Raw genomic sequence first — 18,211 nt, forward strand, 5'->3', positions numbered from 1 at the left:
ACGTCCTCGGTGGTTACTTTCAACATGCCCAGGGAAACAAAGGATAGCATCATGATTTTAGTGACTGGCGGCGCCGGCTTCATCGGTTCCAATTTTGTACGTGACTGGCTGGCGCTCAACGATGAGCCCGTGGTCAATTTTGACAAACTGACTTACGCTGGCAATCTCAGCAATCTGGCAAGCCTTGAGCAAGACCCGCGGCATATCTTTGTACGTGGCGACATTTGCGATACCGCCCACATCTCCCGCCTGCTGGCAGAGCACCAGCCGCGCGCCATCGTGCATTTTGCCGCAGAAAGCCATGTCGATCGCTCGATCCATAGCCCCGGCGAATTCATTTCGACCAACGTCAACGGCACCTTCAGCCTGCTCGAAGCGGCGCGCGCTTACTGGTTCGGCCTGACGGGCGCAGCCAAGGACGGCTTCCGCTTCCTGCACGTCTCGACCGACGAAGTGTATGGCACCCTGGGACCGAACGACCCGCCATTCACGGAAACGACGCCATATGCGCCCAACAGCCCGTATTCTGCATCGAAAGCGGCGTCCGATCATCTGGTGCGCGCCTATTTCCATACCTACGGCATGCCGGTGCTCACCACCAACTGCTCGAACAACTATGGCTCCTTCCACTTCCCGGAAAAACTGATTCCGCTCATCATCAGCAATGCCCGTGCCGGCAAAGCCTTGCCTATCTATGGCGATGGCATGCAAGTGCGCGACTGGCTGTACGTGGGCGACCATTGCTCGGCGATTCGCCGCGTGCTGGAAGCGGGACGCCTGGGCGAGGTCTATAACGTTGGCGGGTGGAATGAAATGGCCAACCTGGAAGTCGTGCACACCTTGTGCGACATCCTCGACACGCTCGACCCCAAGGCGTCCGGCAGCTATCGTGAACAAATCACGTATGTGCAGGATCGACCCGGCCATGACCGCCGCTATGCCATCGATGCACGCAAGATCGAGCGCGAACTGGGCTGGAAGCCGGCCGAAACCTTTGCCACCGGCATCCGCAAGACCGTTCAATGGTACCTGGACAACCAGGCCTGGGTACGCGATGTCCAGTCGGGCGACTACCTGAAGTGGGTGGAGAAAAACTACTCGGCACGCGACACGGCCCAGGAGCAACAATAATGACAACAACCATCGAACGCAAGGGCATCATCCTGGCTGGCGGCTCCGGCACGCGCCTGTACCCTGTCACCATGGCCGTATCGAAGCAGCTGCTGCCCGTATATGACAAGCCGATGATCTACTATCCGCTGACCACCCTGATGCTGGCCGGCATACGCGATATCCTGATCATTTCCACGCCACAAGATACACCGCGCTTCCAGGAGTTGCTGGGCGACGGCAGCCAATGGGGTATCAGCTTGACCTATGCAGTGCAGCCCAGTCCGGATGGCCTGGCACAGGCCTTCATCATCGGCAAAGAGTTTGTCGGCGATGCACCATCGGCCCTTATTCTGGGCGACAACATCTATTACGGCCACGACTTCGAAACGCAATTGCGGGAAGCATCCGCTCGCACCAGTGGCTCGACCGTGTTCGCCTATCATGTCACCGATCCGGAACGTTATGGCGTCGTCGACTTCGACGCACAGCGCCGCGCCGTCAGCATCGAGGAAAAGCCGCTCAAGCCAAAATCAAACTACGCCGTCACCGGCCTGTATTTCTACGACAGCCAGGTGTGCGATATTGCCGCTGGCATTGCACCGTCGCCACGCGGTGAGCTGGAAATCACGGATGTCAACCGTGCTTATCTGGAGCGGGGCCAATTGAACGTCGAACTGATGGGCCGCGGCATGGCCTGGCTCGATACTGGCACGCATGAGTCCCTGCTGGAGGCGGGCCAATTCATCGCCACCATCGAAAATCGCCAAGGCTTGAAAGTGGCCTGCCCTGAAGAAATCGCCTACCGTCGCGGCTACATCGACGCCGCCAAACTCGAAGCATTGGCGCAACCCTTGAAAAAGAACGCTTACGGTCAATACCTGCTGCGCCTCCTTGAAGAGAAAATATACTAAAACTTCCCCAGCGACTAATGCCGTTCAGTTAAGGGTTTTGGCGTGATGTATGAGCGCCAGTAAATTCGCTAAACCCAGAGGCGAAGAGTTGGGGTCGGACCCGCCCGGCCCGACCCCAGTTCTTGTTATTGGGCTAAAGGTAGCATCACGAACACTAACTGAGCGGCATTACTCCCCGGCAATCAGCAAGCTTACCCAAAACCATGCAAATTCAAACCACCGCCATACCTGACGTCCTGATCATCGAGCCTACTGTCTTTGGCGATGATCGCGGCTTTTTCTATGAGAGTTTTAACCAGAAACGCTTTGCCGAACTGACTGGCGTTACCCGCGACTTCGTGCAGGACAACCACTCCAAGTCAGCCAAGGGCGTGTTGCGCGGCTTGCACTATCAAATCCAGCAGCCGCAAGGCAAACTGGTGCGTGTGACAGCCGGCGAAGTCTTCGACGTTGCCGTCGACTTGCGCAAGAGTTCGCCGACGTTCGGCCACTGGGTAGGCGTGACCTTATCAGCAGTCAACAAACGCCAGTTATGGATACCTGAAGGTTTCGCCCACGGCTTCGTGGTGACCAGCGACAACGCAGAGTTCCTGTACAAGACCACCGACTATTGGGCACCGGAATTCGAGCGCAGCATCCTGTGGAATGACCCGGCGATCGGCATCGACTGGCCGCTTGACGGCGAACCGTTACTGTCGGGCAAGGACAAAGTCGGCACATTGCTGGCCAATGCCGACGTTTTCGCCTGAGCACTGCAATACAGCAGCTCCACCATTCACGGGAACAAATATGAGCCGTATCTTAATTACAGGCAAAACCGGCCAGGTCGGCTACGAACTGGAACGCAGCCTGCAAGGTCTGGGAGAAATCATCGCGCTAGACCGCAGCCAGATGGACCTGGCCGATCTGGACCAGGTACGCGACGTAATCCGCCGCATCAAGCCGACGCTGATCGTCAATCCGGCCGCCTACACCGCTGTTGACAAGGCCGAGAGCGAGCCTGAACTGGCACTGCGCATCAACGGCGAAGCCCCGGGCGTGATGGCGGAAGAAGCCAAAAAGCTGGGCGCCGCGATGATCCATTACAGCACCGACTATGTGTTTGATGGCTCGAAAGATGGTCCCTACGTTGAAACCGATCCGACCTGCCCGATCAATGTCTACGGCAGCAGCAAGCTGGCCGGCGAACAGGCGATCCAGGCCACGGGCATCCCGCATCTGATCTTGCGCACCAGTTGGGTCTATAGCACGCATGGCAAGAACTTTCTGTTGACCATGCTGCGCCTGGCAAAGGAGCGCGAAGAACTAAGTATCGTATCCGATCAGTTCGGCGCACCGACGTGGAGTCGTACCATTGCCGATACCACGGCGCATATCGTGGCGCAAAGTCTGGCGGCAAGCGACCAGCAAGCATGGTGGCAGGCACGCTCCGGTCTGTATCATTTGACGGCGCAAGGAAGGACCAGCTGGTTCGGTTTTACCGAAGCGATCATGGCCCATCCTTCAATTATGAAAAAACCACGATTAAAACCGATATTAGCTCAAGACTATCCTGTACCGGCGAAGCGTCCGATCAATTCAGTACTGTCATCACGGCGCTTGATGGATACTTTTTGTCACATCCCGGATTGGCAGGACGCATTAAGGCTGTGTCAAAATTAAATATGACCCGGCGTTCTCCAGAACCAAGTGCAACACTATCATCCTGTAAGGTGTTGCCATGTCAGAAACCTACACGACTTAACTAGGCAGGAGCGTGCCGTCGTCATGATCCTGCGAGATGATCTGTACTCTATCCGGTCCATTGCTAAACGCCTTTGCCGTTCCGCCAGCACGATTTGTCGTGAGCTCCAGCGCACTAACGGTAGTTTGTCGGACGTGGAATAATTCTGCACGACGGACAGAAAATCGTAAAAAGCTTCAGAAATCTGCACTTGCCTTCCCAGTGGACATCGCGTCCCAGTTTTTCTAGTGCAATCCTATTTCAACAAACATCCAAATTCGATAAACTACTGTTAGGGGACGCTTTCGTCACAACCAAGCGATTACCGCAGCCAACGCTAGCACCAGCCGATCGACGAAGCGCCGCCGCCCGTTCCGAAGCAGTATGAAGAATAGACGGCCGCCCCTCATCACCACGGGACGTTGGCTAATTAATTGCCCAATATTTAGTGCGATACTATCGTTCCCATTAGCTTGTTGATAAATTGCAAATGCTGCCCGTACTTGCCCGCGATACCAGCCGCTTCGGATCAAATTCAAGCGTTTTTTGACTGCGGCAATACCATCCCGAGATCCGATTTCATTTCCATCATGTTGCCTATAAAGCATGAATGGCAACGGATCAAAATACCAGTCTTTGTTCCAGGCCCTCGCCAACAGATATATCAGCCAATCGTGGTAATGTAGGGCATCAACAGCAGTAGGATGGGCACGACAAAACTGTTGAATACGTAGAAAAAGTTCGGCGCGGACAACAAAAGTGCATCCCTGCCCGGCGCCTTCGAAAAGGAAATCAGCAGGTTTTAGCACAGGTACTTGAGCCAATATTTTTTTTCGGCCATCCGGCCAAAAAGCCTCCACAGCTCCCGAATAGCCATGGAAACCTGTCTCATTTAAACAGCGAATTCCGGTAATCAATTTAAGAGGCAACCATATATCATCTTGATCAGCGAGCGCTATAAAATCATAGTTTCCCACATCAGCGGCTAGATATAAACGCCGAAAATTAGCTCCCGCTGTCCCACTGGAACTTTCCCAAGCCATTAACTTTACTGCACTGTTACCGGAAAAATTTATTTCGATAAACTCACGTGTCTTATCCTTCGAAAAATCATCACCGATAAGAATATGCACATCAACGTCCTGCTGAGCCAGCACTGATTTTATTTGCTCTACCAGCCAAGCAGCGCCATTATAAGTCGCCATTAAAACTAACACCCGTGGCCTAAAGCCGGAATCTATTTTATTTATAAAATTCAAACCAATTATCCTCTATTTTTTATAGCTATTTCGGTTATGGCTAAAAAAATAATATAGCGCAGTGTACCGAGTATGACATTCGCGCCAGCAAGAAAAAACACACCGGCCGTGATTCCAATCAAACCCATTATAAAAAGGGAAACATCAGCAAAAGCCATTCCGGGTAAAAATATCGCCATCGCAGCTATCCCCAATTGCAGATATCTGCGCGATAAATGCGTAGAACGAATTAGCCACAATCGAGTCGAGTATGTTGCCAAGCCAACAAAAAAAGAAAGAAAAAAACTAATAACTCGGCTATGAGGAAAGAAAAAATCAAAAAGAACCGGAAGCTGTGGATTTGGCCCGGTTATCAAATCACGTCCCGTAAATTGCGATGCAATCATTGAGCCTAACGGCTTGTCATATGCGCGAAAACCGATCAAAGCAGTTATCGGGTGAAGGATGTATGAGAGGAATCCTGGTTTATAATAAGTACGAATAATATCCAAACCACCATTTTGATAAGCGAAAATGTAAACATCGCCCGACAGCAAAAAGCGAATCATCAGCAATGAAACTACGTCCGACAATCCGCTTGATCCATAGCCGATCACTGCTACAAGATAAATAGGCAAGATGGTTGCTAGCCCCAGAAAAAATAAGAGCTTGACGCTAACTTTCCTATTATCCAAATACATGACCATACCGATCCATGCTAGCATCGGAAAGAAAACACTTTTCCCGGAGAATGGAATTGATAGCAAAACCAACATAAATACCACCAACAATCGACGAAAAAAGCGGATTTTTTTGCTTAGTAAAAGAACATAGACGGGTAAAATTACTCCACCTTGCAATATTGCGAGTGGGCGTAAAGTCTTTGCAAAATCTTGTCGCGCATCGCCGGCACCGCCCATGATCACAGCAAGACCAGCTAGCAGCAAAGTCAATGCGAGCGCAACGATACACGCTCCAATAATTTCGCGCTCATCAAATCTATCTACAGTTTCGGACAATGCATGCCGCAAGCGCTGTAAAGAAAAGCTTCTAGCAATACTGTATATACCAATAAGATAACCCAAAACGCTTATTGCAAAAATCTGAACAACCGGAGTTGTGAGCGTCTCGCGGCCATACAACGAATAAACCAAAGAGGCACTCATGGCAATGGTAGCCAAGCCAGCAATGACCGGATCCAAAATATTAAAGACTAATTTTCTGGAAAAAAAATAGATCACCAATGACACACACAACGTGACATATATCGGATCGAACAATTTATCTACCTTTCATACACAGCCTGAAGTTGTAGTAACCTTGCGGCAATACCTAAAAATTAAGCCACAAATTTTGAACGAGTGCTGTCAATGGATGCCTTTATAAGCCGTAAAAATAGCAACGCCATCTGTGGTACTACATGGGCGCCACTTTCCATTTGAATCATAAAATGTTCACACGCAGAACGGTAACGTCGTTGATGGGTTGCACCTCCACCCAAAAATTCACCTGAAAGAAACTCTGCATACGAATATTTGATATCTTTTCTACGCAAGACGTCGCCAATGAACTTTCCATCAGCCAACAATGCATACCAATGTGAATACAGGCCATGCCGTGCATGTAAATCCAATTTAATGCAAGTCCCGACACTGTGGGATGAACAAAAAAAATTGTGACCCAACCACAGGTACCGACGATTTCGTAGTCTTGCTGGCGGAATAATACGATCACCATCCTTTACCCATGCTGTAATCAGGTCCGGTTGATCTGCCCGAATAATTTGACTAAATTTCTCGATAGCGTCAGGCGCCAATGTATCGCCAGCCCCCAAGACAAGATAATATCTACCCTGCGCCAAGCAAATTCCCTTGTTAAGCGCATCGTAAATACCACCGTCACGCTCACTTATCCAATAGTCGATGACATCAGTATTTTTCTGCAGTAAGTCGATGGTTCCGTCATTAGATCCGCCATCGATGATGATCCATTCTGCGGTCTTGCAGGATTGATTCCGGATTGACTCAGCTGTTTTCAGGATCAACTCTTCAACATTATAAGCAGCCGTAATGATTGTAATTAGAGCGCGATCTGCATCATCCGCGTTCTGTTCTTTCAAACGGCGACCTCCTTCTTTCTTGGCCTGTTGTTTTATGGAATTCTGTGAATGGGATAAATCGAGCTCTACATGCATTATTTTGACACTTTTCTATACGAAATTGAGGTATACGATACCGCGTGGGATATGCTGCTGCGACATTATGGCGATTAGGAGAGCTCAACTTGCTCGTGATAGTTTTTTCAAAAATAAACCACGTAATTTTTGTATATACATCCTGAAAGCAATTTTAATAACTAAAGACAGTGATACATAAACCTCTCGCTGGCTAGGAAAAAAATCAGCCAGTTTTACTATCCCGAATTTCCTTGCGTCATATCGCAACATGTGAAAGCGAAACATTGCAGCAACTTTCATTAAAAGCTTTTCATCCGCTCCAGATTGCTCCAAAAAAAATCCTTTTGCCAAGTCGTAATGCAGCGGTATTTTTCCAGATGCTGATGAGATAGTTATAGATCCTGTATGGGATCGAAAATATGAAAGAGGCTCGGCAACGACAGCGAATTTTTTATAGTTTTTTGCAGTAAGCAAGAAAATCAATAGATCGTTGCCAATTGCGTGCATACTAAAATCGCTATCAACTGAATTGGGGACATGCAATAATAAGTTTTTCTGCAAGTCCGCAGTTCTGAATACCGCACAGCCTGGGGAGACAGGGAAATCTCCATTCAGCAAAGCGCCTTCTTGGAACAGGGTGCTAGCATAACTGCCACTTCGCAATGAGGAAAAAACAGTATTTCCTGAATTTTTATTATTACCTGTAAAAATTCTGGTGGCTGAGTAAACAAATCCTACATCAGGATCCGCCATATAGGGCATTACTTTCCATAAAAAATCCGCATGAATCAGGTCGTCCGACCATAATATTTTAGAGAAAATGCCGCGTGCTTTTGATACACACGCAAGCCAATTCCTAACAGGGCCGATATTCTCAGCATTACGAAACACCCGAACGCGGTCATGTTTTTCAGCATACTCTTGAAGAATACCCCACGTCCCATCGGTACTAAAGTTATCCACCACGACAATCTCAAAATCGATATAGGTTTGCGACAATGCAGAATCTAGCGTTTGAGCTATGATCTGCTCCCGGTTAAAAACCGGGATCAAGATACTGACGAGAGGAAGTGTCATAGTTTTATAAATCCATTATTGGTTTTTTTAATTAAGTAGCGATTTTAGGCTAAATGGCAATGAGACCTTCAGCAATACCAGATGGATTTCATACTAGCGCCCCCATATACCGTCAGCCTGGCCACCAACTATCTTAAATGTCTGCACACAACCGAAGAAAGACGGAAGCAAAAGCGCGCAGCTGGTACCGATGACCACCGAAGAGATTCCTAAAGTGGTATATTTTGCAAGTAGAATACTTAGTGGAATATTAATGCACATTGCAGCAACTGCTACAATCCAAGACAACTGAATTTTCTGAACTCCATTTAAAAAATAGGCGTAGATATTTGACCAAATAGTGACCAGTACCAATATAGCCATCGATGGTACCAGTCCTCGTTCGATAACGATCCCAGGCCCGACCCAAATTCTAATCAGCGGCCTGGCCAGCATCGCGAGAATAACCACTCCAACCACCATGGCACCAAAAATCACCAGTTGCTTGTTCAGTATTTTTCGGATCCATGCTAGATCACCGCGATGATAGGCATCGGTATAGGCCGACCATAACGGTGTAGTGACCATTGAATGAGCGAATGTAAATATACTCATCAGCTTGAACACCACTTCGTACTGTGCAACATAAGCCGGACCAAACAATTGTGTGATTAGGATTTTATCTGTTGTGAAAATTAACAAAACAGCGAGTTGAATGACAAAAAACTGAATTCCCACTGATAGCAGCGGCCGGACATGCTGCCGGTCCATTTTTAGGCGTGGACGTAAAGTAGGAAATGCCCGGTAGAACCAGAAACTCAAAAGGACATTGGAAACTGTTACTGTCCCTCCATATATTAGTGCAAGATTGACGATCGTCGATATTTCAGACATGCTGATTAAATAGACTAGCAACAAAGCCAGTCCATTTGAAATTAACTGTCCAAACGCTATTAGTGAGGTCCTTTGGACTGCGCCAAGCAAGGCGTTGATCAGACCCATCCAAAAGTTCAAGACGATGAATGTCACAGCGATATTCACGGTCATGCGCAACGTAGGCTCGGAAATCACCGTGGTGTTGAATATGCTTTGCCAAGAAACGAAAAAGGACATGCCAATCACAATTGACCACACCAATATCGCGAGCACAGCGATCAGGCTGTATCCAGAACCAATATAGGCGGCTGCCAGCACCGCCTGGTTTTTTGACAATGCCTCTGCAACTTTATTGCGTAAACCGTTGCCTAAGCCAAGATCGAAAAAAACGATCCACGACATCACAGTTAGCAATGTCGACCACACGCCAAATTGCTCCTGCCCGAGATAACGTATCATCAAGGGTATGGCCAGAAACGAGGCGAGCATTGCACCACCCTTACAGACCACTGCCCACTTGATTTGTGTCAGGTAATTCTTGGTCCGCTGCTGCGATACTGCGGCATCAAGCATAGTACTGGTCTACCCAGTTGACCATGCTTGCGACACCTTCCCTAGCCGTCACAATTGGTTGCCATTGCAAGATTTTTTGAGCCTTGGCAATGTCCGCAACGAACACGCGCTGATCGCTAGAACGTACCGGCAGTTTAACGTAATTCAATTTGGCCCCTGAAAATTCCTCCAGCAGTGAAAACAACTCCAACAATGAGAGGCTATTTTGAAGGCCGCCACCCACGTTGAACGCTTGGCCCTTTGCAGCTTCAATATTGGTAACGGCGGCAAAGTACAGCCGTTTCATGTCGTCGGCATGCAGCACGTCCCGTACCTGCTTACCAGTCCCTGAAATAGTAAACGGCTCCACAACCTGCCCATTTTTCGCCTCAATCGCCTTTTGGCAAAACCAACCGACCCATCCTTGGTCATAGGTGGCAAACTGGCGGCCACCATACATTGATGAATGACGGAACACCACCGTTTTTAACCCGAACATACGTGCATAATCAAGCATATATTGGTCAGCCGCGCCCTTTGAGCAGCCATATGGCGAGTGAAATTCAAGTGGGGTTTCCTCGCTGAATCCATCCGGGCGGTCACTACACTTATAGCGCATCTCCGTTTCAACGTACTGATATTGTTCGAGATCGCCGTAAACCTTGTTGGTTGACGAGTAGACCACAGTCGCTTGTGGAGCATACAAGCGCACTGCTTCGAGCAGACTGTGAGTACCTGCCACATTAACCTCAAAATCCATACGTGGATTAGCGATCGACGTGGTCATGGCAACCTGTCCTGCCAAGTGAAAAATTACGTCTGGTTGAAACGACTGTATTACTCTCGTGACGTCGTTATGATTACGAATATCGCCATGTTCAAACTTGAACTTTCCTTGCTGCTGCAGCCATTTAAGGTTCTCACGCGAACCGTTGCGATATAGATTATCGAAAATCATTAAGTCATCGCCACGCGCCAAAGCGTCGACTGATAAATTACTGCCCAAAAATCCGCAGCCACCTGTTATTAGTAATTTCATAGTATTTTTTCGCTCGCTATAATTTTTTGTATGCCTTCAGCCAAGCTGGTTTGCACACGCCAGCCAAGTTTTTTCAGATAACTTGTATCGGCTTGTGTCAGCATGACCTCTCCGGGGCGGTACGGCAATGCACCGAAGTTAAGTTTGGTTCGCGAATTAGTCAAGGTGTGAACCAATTCGACAAAATCCTTGATGGTAATCGCCTCGCCGCTGCCCAAATCACATTCGATATAGCCATTGACAGTATTTTCGGCGTAATGGGCCAGTAAGGTCTGATAGCCAGAAAGCACATCGTCGATATAGATAAAGTCACGCAACTGTTCGCCCTTGGTCAGATTAATTTCGAGACGATTTTCCAACAATGTACCGATAACGTGGGCCGTAAATTTGGACGCAGCATCTCCAGGGCCGAACATATGCTCCAGCCGAACGTTAATGAACGTAAATTCATTGCGCTGCGCCAGCCATTGGCCCCACTCAGCGAATTGTCTTTTCGACAGTGAATAAGCGTTCGTCAATTTCTCAAGCGCCGTATCGGTATTGATGAACAGTGCGACTTCGGCCGCCCGGGCGGCCTGCAGCAGGCGCAGTGGAAAAGCCGTATTGGTCTCGAAAACGGTCATTATGTCTTCGCCGCTGCGGCCATAACACGTCGCCAAATGAATAACGGCATCAGGCTTTGTTACCACAAAGGCTGCAGCCAAGCCGTCCTCCACATCATGGCAGACAATGGCAGCATTGCTAGCGATCAGGCTGGGCAATACCGAAGTGCGCCTTTTCAATATCACAATCTGATGACCATCGGCTAAGAAACGACGCACCAAGGACTCGCCCAAAAAGCCCGTCGCACCGGTTAATAACAAGCGCATAGTTAGAAGTTTACGCCAAAGAACGCTTCGATTTTGCCAATCGTGAAATCAAGCATCTCATTTGTCAGGCCTGGAAACACACCAATCCAGAACGTGTCGTGCATAATGCGGTCCGTGTTGTCCAGCTTGCCAACAACACGGTAATTGCGGCCCAACATATAAGGTTGACGTGTCAAATTACCAGCAAAAAGCAGCCGCGTACCAATTTTGTGTTGATCCAGATAGGTCAGCAGGTCAACGCGATTGACGTTAGCTTCCGGTTTAAGGGTAATCGGATAGCCGAACCACGATGGATCCGAATTTGGCGTCGCCTCTGGCAGCAGCAGGAATTCTGTACAGCTTTGCAGGCGTTCCGTCAGGTAAGCGAAGTTAGCTTTACGTGCAGCGACAAACCCATCGATCCGGTCGAGTTGAGCCACACCACAGGCAGCCTGCATGTCGGTGATCTTCAGGTTGTAGCCTAGGTGAGAGTAGGTGTATTTATGGTCGTAGCCTTCGGGCAGCGTACCAAGTTTGCAGCAGAAGCGCTGACCGCAGGTGTTGTCTTTGCCGGGAGCGCAGTAACAGTCGCGGCCCCAGTCGCGGAACGATTCCGCAATTGCTTTCAATTCTGGGCTGTTCGTAAACACGGCACCGCCTTCACCCATGGTGATGTGGTGGGCTGGATAAAAACTCATGGTGCCGATGTCACCAAACGTACCAACCAGTTGGCCATTGTAGGTCGCACCCAGCGCATCGCAGCAATCTTCGATCAGCCACAGGTTGTATTTTTTACACAGAGCAACGATGAGTTCCAAATTGAATGGATTACCCAGCGTATGCGCCAACATGATGGCCTTGGTCTTCGGCGTAATGGCAGCTTCGATTAAAGTCGCATCAACGTTGTAGGTACCCAGTTCCACGTCGACGAACACAGGTACGGCACCGAACTGCAGGATAGGGTTGACGGTGGTAGGGAAACCGGCGGCTACACCAATCACTTCGTCACCAGGCTGAATGGCACGCGCTCCCAGTTTTGGCGAGGTCAGCGTGTTAAACGCGACCAGATTGGCTGATGAGCCCGAGTTCACGGTGATCAAGAAATTTACACCAAGGAACTTGGCCAAGCGCGCTTCGAATTGGTCGTTAAAGCGGCCGGTGGTCAGCCAGGCATCCAGCGAAGCATCGACCATCAGTTCCATTTCCGGTGCGCCCACAACTTTGCCGGCTGGAGGAATAACGGTCACACCCGGTTCAAATGCTGTTGGGGCGCTGGCCAATGCGCCGTATTCGCCAACCAGTGCGCGGATTTGTTCTCTGATTTGCTCTTTGTTCATGCTCATTCCTTGAATGTATATATTTTAAGTGTTTTGATAGGCCGTGATTTGACCCAGCGTCAGTGCGCGCATATCGGCGCCCCGGTCGCAGGCCTTGTGCCACTCAACGATATTTTCGATGGTCTGCCCAATGTTCCAACGCGGATGCCAGCCGAGGGCTGCGCGCGCCTTGGAACAATCCAGCTTCAGGTACGTGGCTTCGTGCGGTTGCGGCACGCCTTCCAGTTGCCAGGCTGCGCCATTGCCCCAAACCTGGGTAATACGTTCGATGATCCAACCAACCGGCTTGGCGTCAATGTCATGCGGACCAAAATTCCAGCCTTCGGCGTAGGTAGCACCGTCCGTGTAGAGTTTCTCCGCCAAGGTCAGGTAACCGCTCAGTGGCTCCAATACATGTTGCCATGGCCGAATCGCATCCGGGTTACGAATTCTGACGGCCTCGCCAGCACGGATGGCACGCAGCATGTCCGGAATCAGCCGGTCCAAGGCCCAATCTCCACCGCCGATCACGTTCCCAGCTCGGCCACTGCCCAGAGCGATACCGTGTGTGGAGTATTTTGCTGGATTGAAGTACGAATTGCGATAGGCAGAAGTAATGAGTTCAGCGCAGCCTTTACTGTTGCTGTAGGGGTCGTACCCCCCCATGGCTTCGTTCTCACGATAGCCCCAAGGCCATTCCCGGTTTTCATAGCATTTGTCGCTGGTAACGTTGACGACTGAACGGACGCTTGGTAAGCCGCGCACGGCTTCAAACAGGTTAACTAGGCCCATCACGTTAGTCGAATACGTTTCCACTGGGTGGTCGTAAGAGTAACGTACGAGCGGCTGGGCCGCCATGTGAATCACGATTTCCGGACAGGCCTCGACCATTGCACGCCTGAGCGCGGCAGCATCGCGCACGTCTCCGATAATTGAACGCATGCCGCGCGCAACATCAGCCACCCCGTATAAGCTTGGTTCGGTTGGTGCCAATAGGGCATAGCCAGTAACTTCAGCACCGAGTTGTTGTAACCATAGGCTCAGCCAGCCGCCTTTAAAACCAGTGTGCCCGGTTAAAAAGACCCGCTTACCCCGCCAGAATGAGAGGTTCATGCTCATGCTTATGCTTTCCAAGGAGCTTTACCAGATTGCCAAAGCTCTTCCAGATGTACCTTGTCACGCAGCGTATCCATTGGCTGCCAGAATCCCTTATGAAAATAGGCATTCAGTTGGCCATCTTCCGCCAATCGTTCCATCGGCTGCTTTTCCCACATGATAGTATCATCATCAACATAATCAATTGCTTTTGGCGACAACACAAAATAACCACCGTTGATCCATGCTCCATCACCTTGCGGTTTTTCTTGAAAACTATTTACAACGTGCCTATCCAAATTCAAAGCACCAAAACGACCAGGTGGCTGGGTCGCTGTCAGCGTAGCAAGTTTTCCATTTTTTCGATGAAATTTTATTAATTCTGTAATATTAACATCGCTAACGCCATCGCCATAGGTAAAGCAGAATTCTTCCTCGTCAGCGACATACTGCTTGACACGTTTTAAACGTCCGCCCGTAAGCGTATCATCCCCGGTATCCACCAATGTAACTTTCCATGGCTCAGCGTTCCGAGCATGAACTTCCATTTTGTTATTTTTCATATCAAATGTAACGTCCGACATATGAAGAAAATAATTTGCGAAGTATTCTTTAATAACATACCCCTTATAGCCGCAGCAAATTACAAAATCATTCACACCATGGGCTGAATAACTTTTCATGATATGCCATAGTATGGGCTTACCTCCTATTTCTACCATCGGTTTCGGCTTAGTGGATGTTTCTTCACTAATGCGCGTGCCTAGTCCGCCTGCAAGAATGACTGCTTTCATTTCATACCCAATTATCAATAATAAAAATATACCAATACTTATTTAGCGCTGAAGCGATTTTTTTATAAATCACGACGTGCCAACCAAAATAAAAAGTCAGGTTCCGCGCTGAAATGCTTGGTATGCATTCTGCAGACCGCTCTCTAGTTCTACGCTTGGCTTCCACCCCAAACTAAGCAGACGTGATATATCCAGCCATTTACGCGGAGTGCCATCCGGCTTGGTAACATCAAACCTAATATTTCCAGAATACCCCACAATTTTCCCTATCGTTTCTGCCAATAGCGCGATCGTTATATCGGATCCTGTTCCCACATTGATGTGAGAACTCATCGGCTGAGTAGTGGCTTCGTAAACTTCACGCGGCAGTTCCATTACGTGAATGCTGGCTCCAGCCATGTCATCCACGTAGAGAAACTCGCGGCGTGGCGTTCCGGTCCCCCAAATTACAATTTCAGGAGCAGCGGCTAATTTTGCTTCATGAAACCGGCGGATCAATGCTGGAATCACATGGCTATTCTCTGAATGGTAGTTATCACCAGGACCATATAAATTGGTCGGCATTATGCTTCGGTAATCGACTCCATATTGTCGGTTATAACTTTCGCAGAGCTTAATACCCGCTATTTTTGCAATTGCATAAGCTTCATTGGTCGGCTCAAGTTTTCCAGTAAGCAGATACTCTTCCTTGATCGGCTGTTCAGCCATTCTAGGATAAATACATGACGAGCCCAGAAAGAGTAATTTCTGAACACCTGAGGTCCACGCTTCGTGAATCACATTGCTCTCAATCATCAGATTGCGATAAATGAATTCGGCAGGAAAAGTATTGTTAGCGTGAATTCCGCCAACTTTTGCCGCTGCGATATAAACCTCATCGATTTTCTCGACAGCAAAAAATGACCGAACCTGGGCTTGGTCAGTTAGATCAAGTTCATTGCTACTTTTCGTAACTATCTCGCTATCTCCACGCGTAGTCAACAGGCGCACGATTGCTGCGCCTACCATCCCGCGATGGCCGGCGACATAAATTCGCTTCTTTGTAGTCATATTTAATAATCCTCACTACTCGATTGAAATCGCGACTTTGTAGCCGTGATCATTTAACAATACGTGACGTTTCGCTGCATCGAAATCAAACGCCATCATTTCTTGTACCATTTCGGCAAATGTCGTCGTTGGAACCCAACCAAGTTTAACGCGGGCATTAGTCGGATCACCTAGAAGAGTTTCCACCTCCGTTGGGCGGAAATATTTAGGATCAATACTGACAATCGTTTGACCAACCACAATGCCAGGAGCCTTTTCCCCGGTAACGGAGGCAACAATTCCCTTCTCATCAACACCCGAGCCTTGCCATTCGATACTAATACCTAATTCAGAAGCTGCGACTTCAACGAATTGGCGTACTGAATACTGTACCCCGGTGGCAATGACAAAATCTTCCGGTTGCTCCTGCTGCAGCATCAACCATTGCATCTCGACATAGTCGCGCGCGTGTCCCCAGTCACGCAAAGCATCCATGTTGCCGAGATAGAGCAGTGACTCTAGTCCCTGAGATATATTAGCCAAGGCCCGGGTGATTTTTCGCGTTACAAACGTTTCTCCGCGGCGCGGTGACTCGTGATTAAACAAAATCCCGTTACAGGCATACATACCATAGGCTTCACGGTAATTTACCGTGATCCAATAAGCATACAACTTCGCAACCGCGTATGGACTACGAGGATAAAAGGGAGTTGTCTCCTTTTGCGGAATTTCCTGGACCAACCCATACAATTCTGATGTTGAAGCTTGATAAAAGCGCGTCTTCTTTTCCAGCCCCAGCAAACGTATCGCTTCGAGCAACCGAAGCGTACCCATACCATCGACGTCTGCCGTGTATTCCGGCGACTCGAACGATACTGCAACGTGGCTCATTGCACCCAGGTTATATACCTCATCCGGTTGAACCTGCTGCAGGATACGAATCAAATTGGACGAATCCGTCAAATCACCATAATGGAGAAACAACTTTGGATTAGGAACATGCGGGTCTTGATATATCGGGTCGATCCTATCGGTATTAAACAGTGATGCGCGACGCTTGATTCCATGAACTTGATAACCTTTCGCCAAAAGAAACTCAGCCAAATACGAGCCATCTTGTCCGGTTATACCCGTGATAAGTGCGACTTTAGTCATAAAAAAACTCTTCCATTAATTAATTACTCAGTTAATACCAATGTTATTTCGCAACAGCACTCACTCAGCCATCGACTTCGACAATAAACTTCTTTTAAGCAATTTCATCTTATCCAATTTCTTAATATCCCTGCGTGCGCTCTTTAACGCCTCGCTGGCAAATGCCCAACACATAGAAAAAAATGCGGCCATCAGCGCAGCGATGATAACAATTCTGACCCGACGGGGTTGCGCATTATTATCGGGGGGAATCGCTGGGTCCAAAACCTGAATGAAAGCACTTTCTTTCGCTTCGTCGATCTTTGCAATTTCAAATTGCTTAGCCATCAAGTCAAAAATGGTTTCATAATATTTAACATCGCGCAGCTTGCGCACATATTCCAACCCATCTTCTGGCGCCTTACTTGCTGAGATGGATAAATCTCCATTGCCACGATTGACACCCGTTTCCATGTTACTTAGTTGAGCGCGCAACCCAATCAACTCTTGTTGAACTCGCACGTAGTCAGGATTGAGAGTAGTCGCAAAGGTTTTCATCGCGGTTAGCCTAATCTCATGGGCGGCGACCTGCGCCTGAACTGCAGCGGCTCCTTGGATCAGCGCCTCGGCCTGCGCATTCATCTGAATCAGGCCGGTCTTTTGCTGTACTTTTTTCAAAGCTACTTCGGCGTCACTAAGTTGGCGTTTCGCACCTGCCAATTGCTTCTCATAGAATTGACGACGCTGGGCTGCCTCGGTTACAGCGAATACTTGGACCAGCTTTTGCAATTCCTCGATGTAACCATTCGCAAGAGCCGCGGCCTGCAGCTTGTCTTTATCTAGAACCTGCAAGGTAATCATGCCGCTTTTTTCGTTTATGAAGGTACTCGCTTTTGCGAGTTCCATGCGCGTTTCGCTGGCATCCTTAGTTCGATAGTCACTGGCCAGATCGAAGCGGCGTATCAATGCGTCTGCAATCGTCCTGCTTTGCAGCATGCCAATATACATATCATTGGGATTGGGTCCCAACGCACCGCCGACTGAACCACCAAGCGAACTCAACTGCCCCATTAATAATGCGGATGTATTCTGCGCTTGCTTTGGCGGCAATAAAAGTACCTCAGCTTGAAATTTATCGGGCAGCAATGCCGTCGCGCCAGCGGCTAGCAAAGCTGTCAGCAGTGTCGCCGCAGCAATTTTGCCTTTGTTTTCTAATAGAACCAAGAGCACGTCGAACAACTTTATTTCATCATCGCCATGATCAACAACGCGACCATCCGTTTGAGTATTTTTTTCTGACATTAATTTTCT

Annotated in this window: 17 protein-coding genes and 1 pseudogene; 5 read left to right on the forward strand and 13 right to left on the reverse strand. The window is 48.8% G+C overall.

Annotation, left to right across the window (positions count from 1 at the left end; translation table 11 throughout):
- The first annotated feature begins 51 nt into the window (after positions 1 to 51).
- The 5 genes and pseudogenes from rfbB to ACQ4WS_RS07575 all read left to right on the forward strand — a co-directional run.
- Positions 52 to 1,131, forward strand: coding sequence for a dTDP-glucose 4,6-dehydratase (gene rfbB / locus ACQ4WS_RS07555; protein WP_436475049.1), 1,080 nt, complete (start codon positions 52 to 54; stop codon positions 1,129 to 1,131).
- Positions 1,131 to 2,024, forward strand: coding sequence for a glucose-1-phosphate thymidylyltransferase RfbA (gene rfbA / locus ACQ4WS_RS07560; protein WP_436475051.1), 894 nt, complete (start codon positions 1,131 to 1,133; stop codon positions 2,022 to 2,024). The genes rfbB and rfbA overlap by 1 nt, the downstream gene beginning before the upstream one ends.
- Positions 2,025 to 2,227: 203 nt before the next feature.
- Positions 2,228 to 2,773: a dTDP-4-dehydrorhamnose 3,5-epimerase gene (gene rfbC, locus ACQ4WS_RS07565; RefSeq protein ID WP_436475053.1), complete on the forward strand. Its 546-nt coding sequence runs from the start codon at positions 2,228 to 2,230 to the stop codon at positions 2,771 to 2,773.
- A 40-nt stretch (positions 2,774 to 2,813) separates the two neighbouring features.
- Complete coding sequence (gene rfbD / locus ACQ4WS_RS07570; RefSeq protein ID WP_436475055.1) at positions 2,814 to 3,686, forward strand: dTDP-4-dehydrorhamnose reductase; 873 nt, start codon at positions 2,814 to 2,816, stop codon at positions 3,684 to 3,686.
- Between the two features lie 27 nt (positions 3,687 to 3,713).
- Positions 3,714 to 3,893: pseudogene (locus tag ACQ4WS_RS07575) on the forward strand (helix-turn-helix domain-containing protein); the annotation flags it as partial.
- Positions 3,894 to 4,055: 162 nt separating this feature from the next.
- Here the strand turns inward: ACQ4WS_RS07575 and ACQ4WS_RS07580 are convergent.
- From ACQ4WS_RS07580 to ACQ4WS_RS07640, 13 genes are all read right to left on the reverse strand, one after another.
- Positions 4,056 to 5,006, reverse strand: coding sequence for a glycosyltransferase (locus ACQ4WS_RS07580; protein WP_436475057.1), 951 nt, complete (start codon positions 5,004 to 5,006; stop codon positions 4,056 to 4,058).
- A gap of 5 nt (positions 5,007 to 5,011) precedes the next feature.
- Complete coding sequence (locus tag ACQ4WS_RS07585) at positions 5,012 to 6,265, reverse strand: hypothetical protein (protein WP_436475059.1); 1,254 nt, start codon at positions 6,263 to 6,265, stop codon at positions 5,012 to 5,014.
- Positions 6,266 to 6,324: 59 nt separating this feature from the next.
- Positions 6,325 to 7,104, reverse strand: a complete 780-nt coding sequence (locus tag ACQ4WS_RS07590) for a glycosyltransferase (protein ID WP_436475061.1) — start codon at positions 7,102 to 7,104, stop codon at positions 6,325 to 6,327.
- Between the two features lie 159 nt (positions 7,105 to 7,263).
- Positions 7,264 to 8,238 (reverse strand): glycosyltransferase family 2 protein, encoded by a 975-nt coding sequence (locus ACQ4WS_RS07595; protein WP_436475063.1) that lies wholly within the window; start codon positions 8,236 to 8,238, stop codon positions 7,264 to 7,266.
- Between the two features lie 93 nt (positions 8,239 to 8,331).
- The gene (locus tag ACQ4WS_RS07600; protein ID WP_436475064.1) at positions 8,332 to 9,666 is read right to left on the reverse strand and encodes a lipopolysaccharide biosynthesis protein; all 1,335 of its coding nucleotides are present in this window, start codon (positions 9,664 to 9,666) and stop codon (positions 8,332 to 8,334) included.
- Complete coding sequence (locus ACQ4WS_RS07605; RefSeq protein ID WP_436475066.1) at positions 9,659 to 10,684, reverse strand: GDP-mannose 4,6-dehydratase; 1,026 nt, start codon at positions 10,682 to 10,684, stop codon at positions 9,659 to 9,661. Before ACQ4WS_RS07605 ends, ACQ4WS_RS07600 begins: the two co-directional genes overlap by 8 nt.
- Positions 10,681 to 11,553: an NAD-dependent epimerase/dehydratase family protein gene (locus ACQ4WS_RS07610; RefSeq protein ID WP_436475068.1), complete on the reverse strand. Its 873-nt coding sequence runs from the start codon at positions 11,551 to 11,553 to the stop codon at positions 10,681 to 10,683. The genes ACQ4WS_RS07605 and ACQ4WS_RS07610 overlap by 4 nt, the downstream gene beginning before the upstream one ends.
- Before the next feature lie 2 nt (positions 11,554 to 11,555).
- On the reverse strand, positions 11,556 to 12,869 hold the full coding sequence (rfbH, locus tag ACQ4WS_RS07615; protein WP_436475070.1) for a lipopolysaccharide biosynthesis protein RfbH: 1,314 nt from the start codon (positions 12,867 to 12,869) through the stop codon (positions 11,556 to 11,558).
- A gap of 24 nt (positions 12,870 to 12,893) precedes the next feature.
- Positions 12,894 to 13,961: a CDP-glucose 4,6-dehydratase gene (rfbG, locus tag ACQ4WS_RS07620; protein ID WP_436475258.1), complete on the reverse strand. Its 1,068-nt coding sequence runs from the start codon at positions 13,959 to 13,961 to the stop codon at positions 12,894 to 12,896.
- Between the two features lie 8 nt (positions 13,962 to 13,969).
- Positions 13,970 to 14,737: a glucose-1-phosphate cytidylyltransferase gene (gene rfbF / locus ACQ4WS_RS07625; RefSeq protein ID WP_436475072.1), complete on the reverse strand. Its 768-nt coding sequence runs from the start codon at positions 14,735 to 14,737 to the stop codon at positions 13,970 to 13,972.
- A gap of 96 nt (positions 14,738 to 14,833) precedes the next feature.
- A complete protein-coding gene (gene fcl, locus ACQ4WS_RS07630) occupies positions 14,834 to 15,787 on the reverse strand; it encodes a GDP-L-fucose synthase (protein WP_436475074.1) in 954 nt (317 codons plus the stop codon).
- Positions 15,788 to 15,802: 15 nt separating this feature from the next.
- Positions 15,803 to 16,921, reverse strand: a complete 1,119-nt coding sequence (gene gmd, locus ACQ4WS_RS07635; protein WP_436475076.1) for a GDP-mannose 4,6-dehydratase — start codon at positions 16,919 to 16,921, stop codon at positions 15,803 to 15,805.
- A 60-nt stretch (positions 16,922 to 16,981) separates the two neighbouring features.
- Positions 16,982 to 18,202 (reverse strand): Wzz/FepE/Etk N-terminal domain-containing protein, encoded by a 1,221-nt coding sequence (locus ACQ4WS_RS07640; RefSeq protein ID WP_436475078.1) that lies wholly within the window; start codon positions 18,200 to 18,202, stop codon positions 16,982 to 16,984.
- Between the last annotated feature and the right edge of the window lie 9 nt (positions 18,203 to 18,211).

The organism is Janthinobacterium leeuwenhoeki (genome assembly GCF_051380795.1).
Taxonomy (GTDB): Bacteria; Pseudomonadota; Gammaproteobacteria; order Burkholderiales; family Burkholderiaceae_D; genus Janthinobacterium.

Bases quoted from the DNA above. Each gene is read 5' to 3' on its own strand.
- rfbB (WP_436475049.1), top strand. From the start codon at position 52: ATGATTTTAGTGACTGGCGGCGCCGGCTTCATCGGTTCCAATTTTGTA.
- rfbA (WP_436475051.1), top strand. From the start codon at position 1,131: ATGACAACAACCATCGAACGCAAGGGCATCATCCTGGCTGGCGGCTCC.
- rfbC (WP_436475053.1), top strand. From the start codon at position 2,228: ATGCAAATTCAAACCACCGCCATACCTGACGTCCTGATCATCGAGCCT.
- rfbD (WP_436475055.1), top strand. From the start codon at position 2,814: ATGAGCCGTATCTTAATTACAGGCAAAACCGGCCAGGTCGGCTACGAA.
- ACQ4WS_RS07595 (WP_436475063.1), bottom strand. From the start codon at position 8,238: ATGACACTTCCTCTCGTCAGTATCTTGATCCCGGTTTTTAACCGGGAG.
- ACQ4WS_RS07600 (WP_436475064.1), bottom strand. From the start codon at position 9,666: ATGCTTGATGCCGCAGTATCGCAGCAGCGGACCAAGAATTACCTGACA.
- ACQ4WS_RS07605 (WP_436475066.1), bottom strand. From the start codon at position 10,684: ATGAAATTACTAATAACAGGTGGCTGCGGATTTTTGGGCAGTAATTTA.
- ACQ4WS_RS07610 (WP_436475068.1), bottom strand. From the start codon at position 11,553: ATGCGCTTGTTATTAACCGGTGCGACGGGCTTTTTGGGCGAGTCCTTG.
- rfbH (WP_436475070.1), bottom strand. From the start codon at position 12,869: ATGAACAAAGAGCAAATCAGAGAACAAATCCGCGCACTGGTTGGCGAA.
- rfbG (WP_436475258.1), bottom strand. From the start codon at position 13,961: ATGAACCTCTCATTCTGGCGGGGTAAGCGGGTCTTTTTAACCGGGCAC.
- rfbF (WP_436475072.1), bottom strand. From the start codon at position 14,737: ATGAAAGCAGTCATTCTTGCAGGCGGACTAGGCACGCGCATTAGTGAA.
- fcl (WP_436475074.1), bottom strand. From the start codon at position 15,787: ATGACTACAAAGAAGCGAATTTATGTCGCCGGCCATCGCGGGATGGTA.
- gmd (WP_436475076.1), bottom strand. From the start codon at position 16,921: ATGACTAAAGTCGCACTTATCACGGGTATAACCGGACAAGATGGCTCG.
- ACQ4WS_RS07640 (WP_436475078.1), bottom strand. From the start codon at position 18,202: ATGTCAGAAAAAAATACTCAAACGGATGGTCGCGTTGTTGATCATGGC.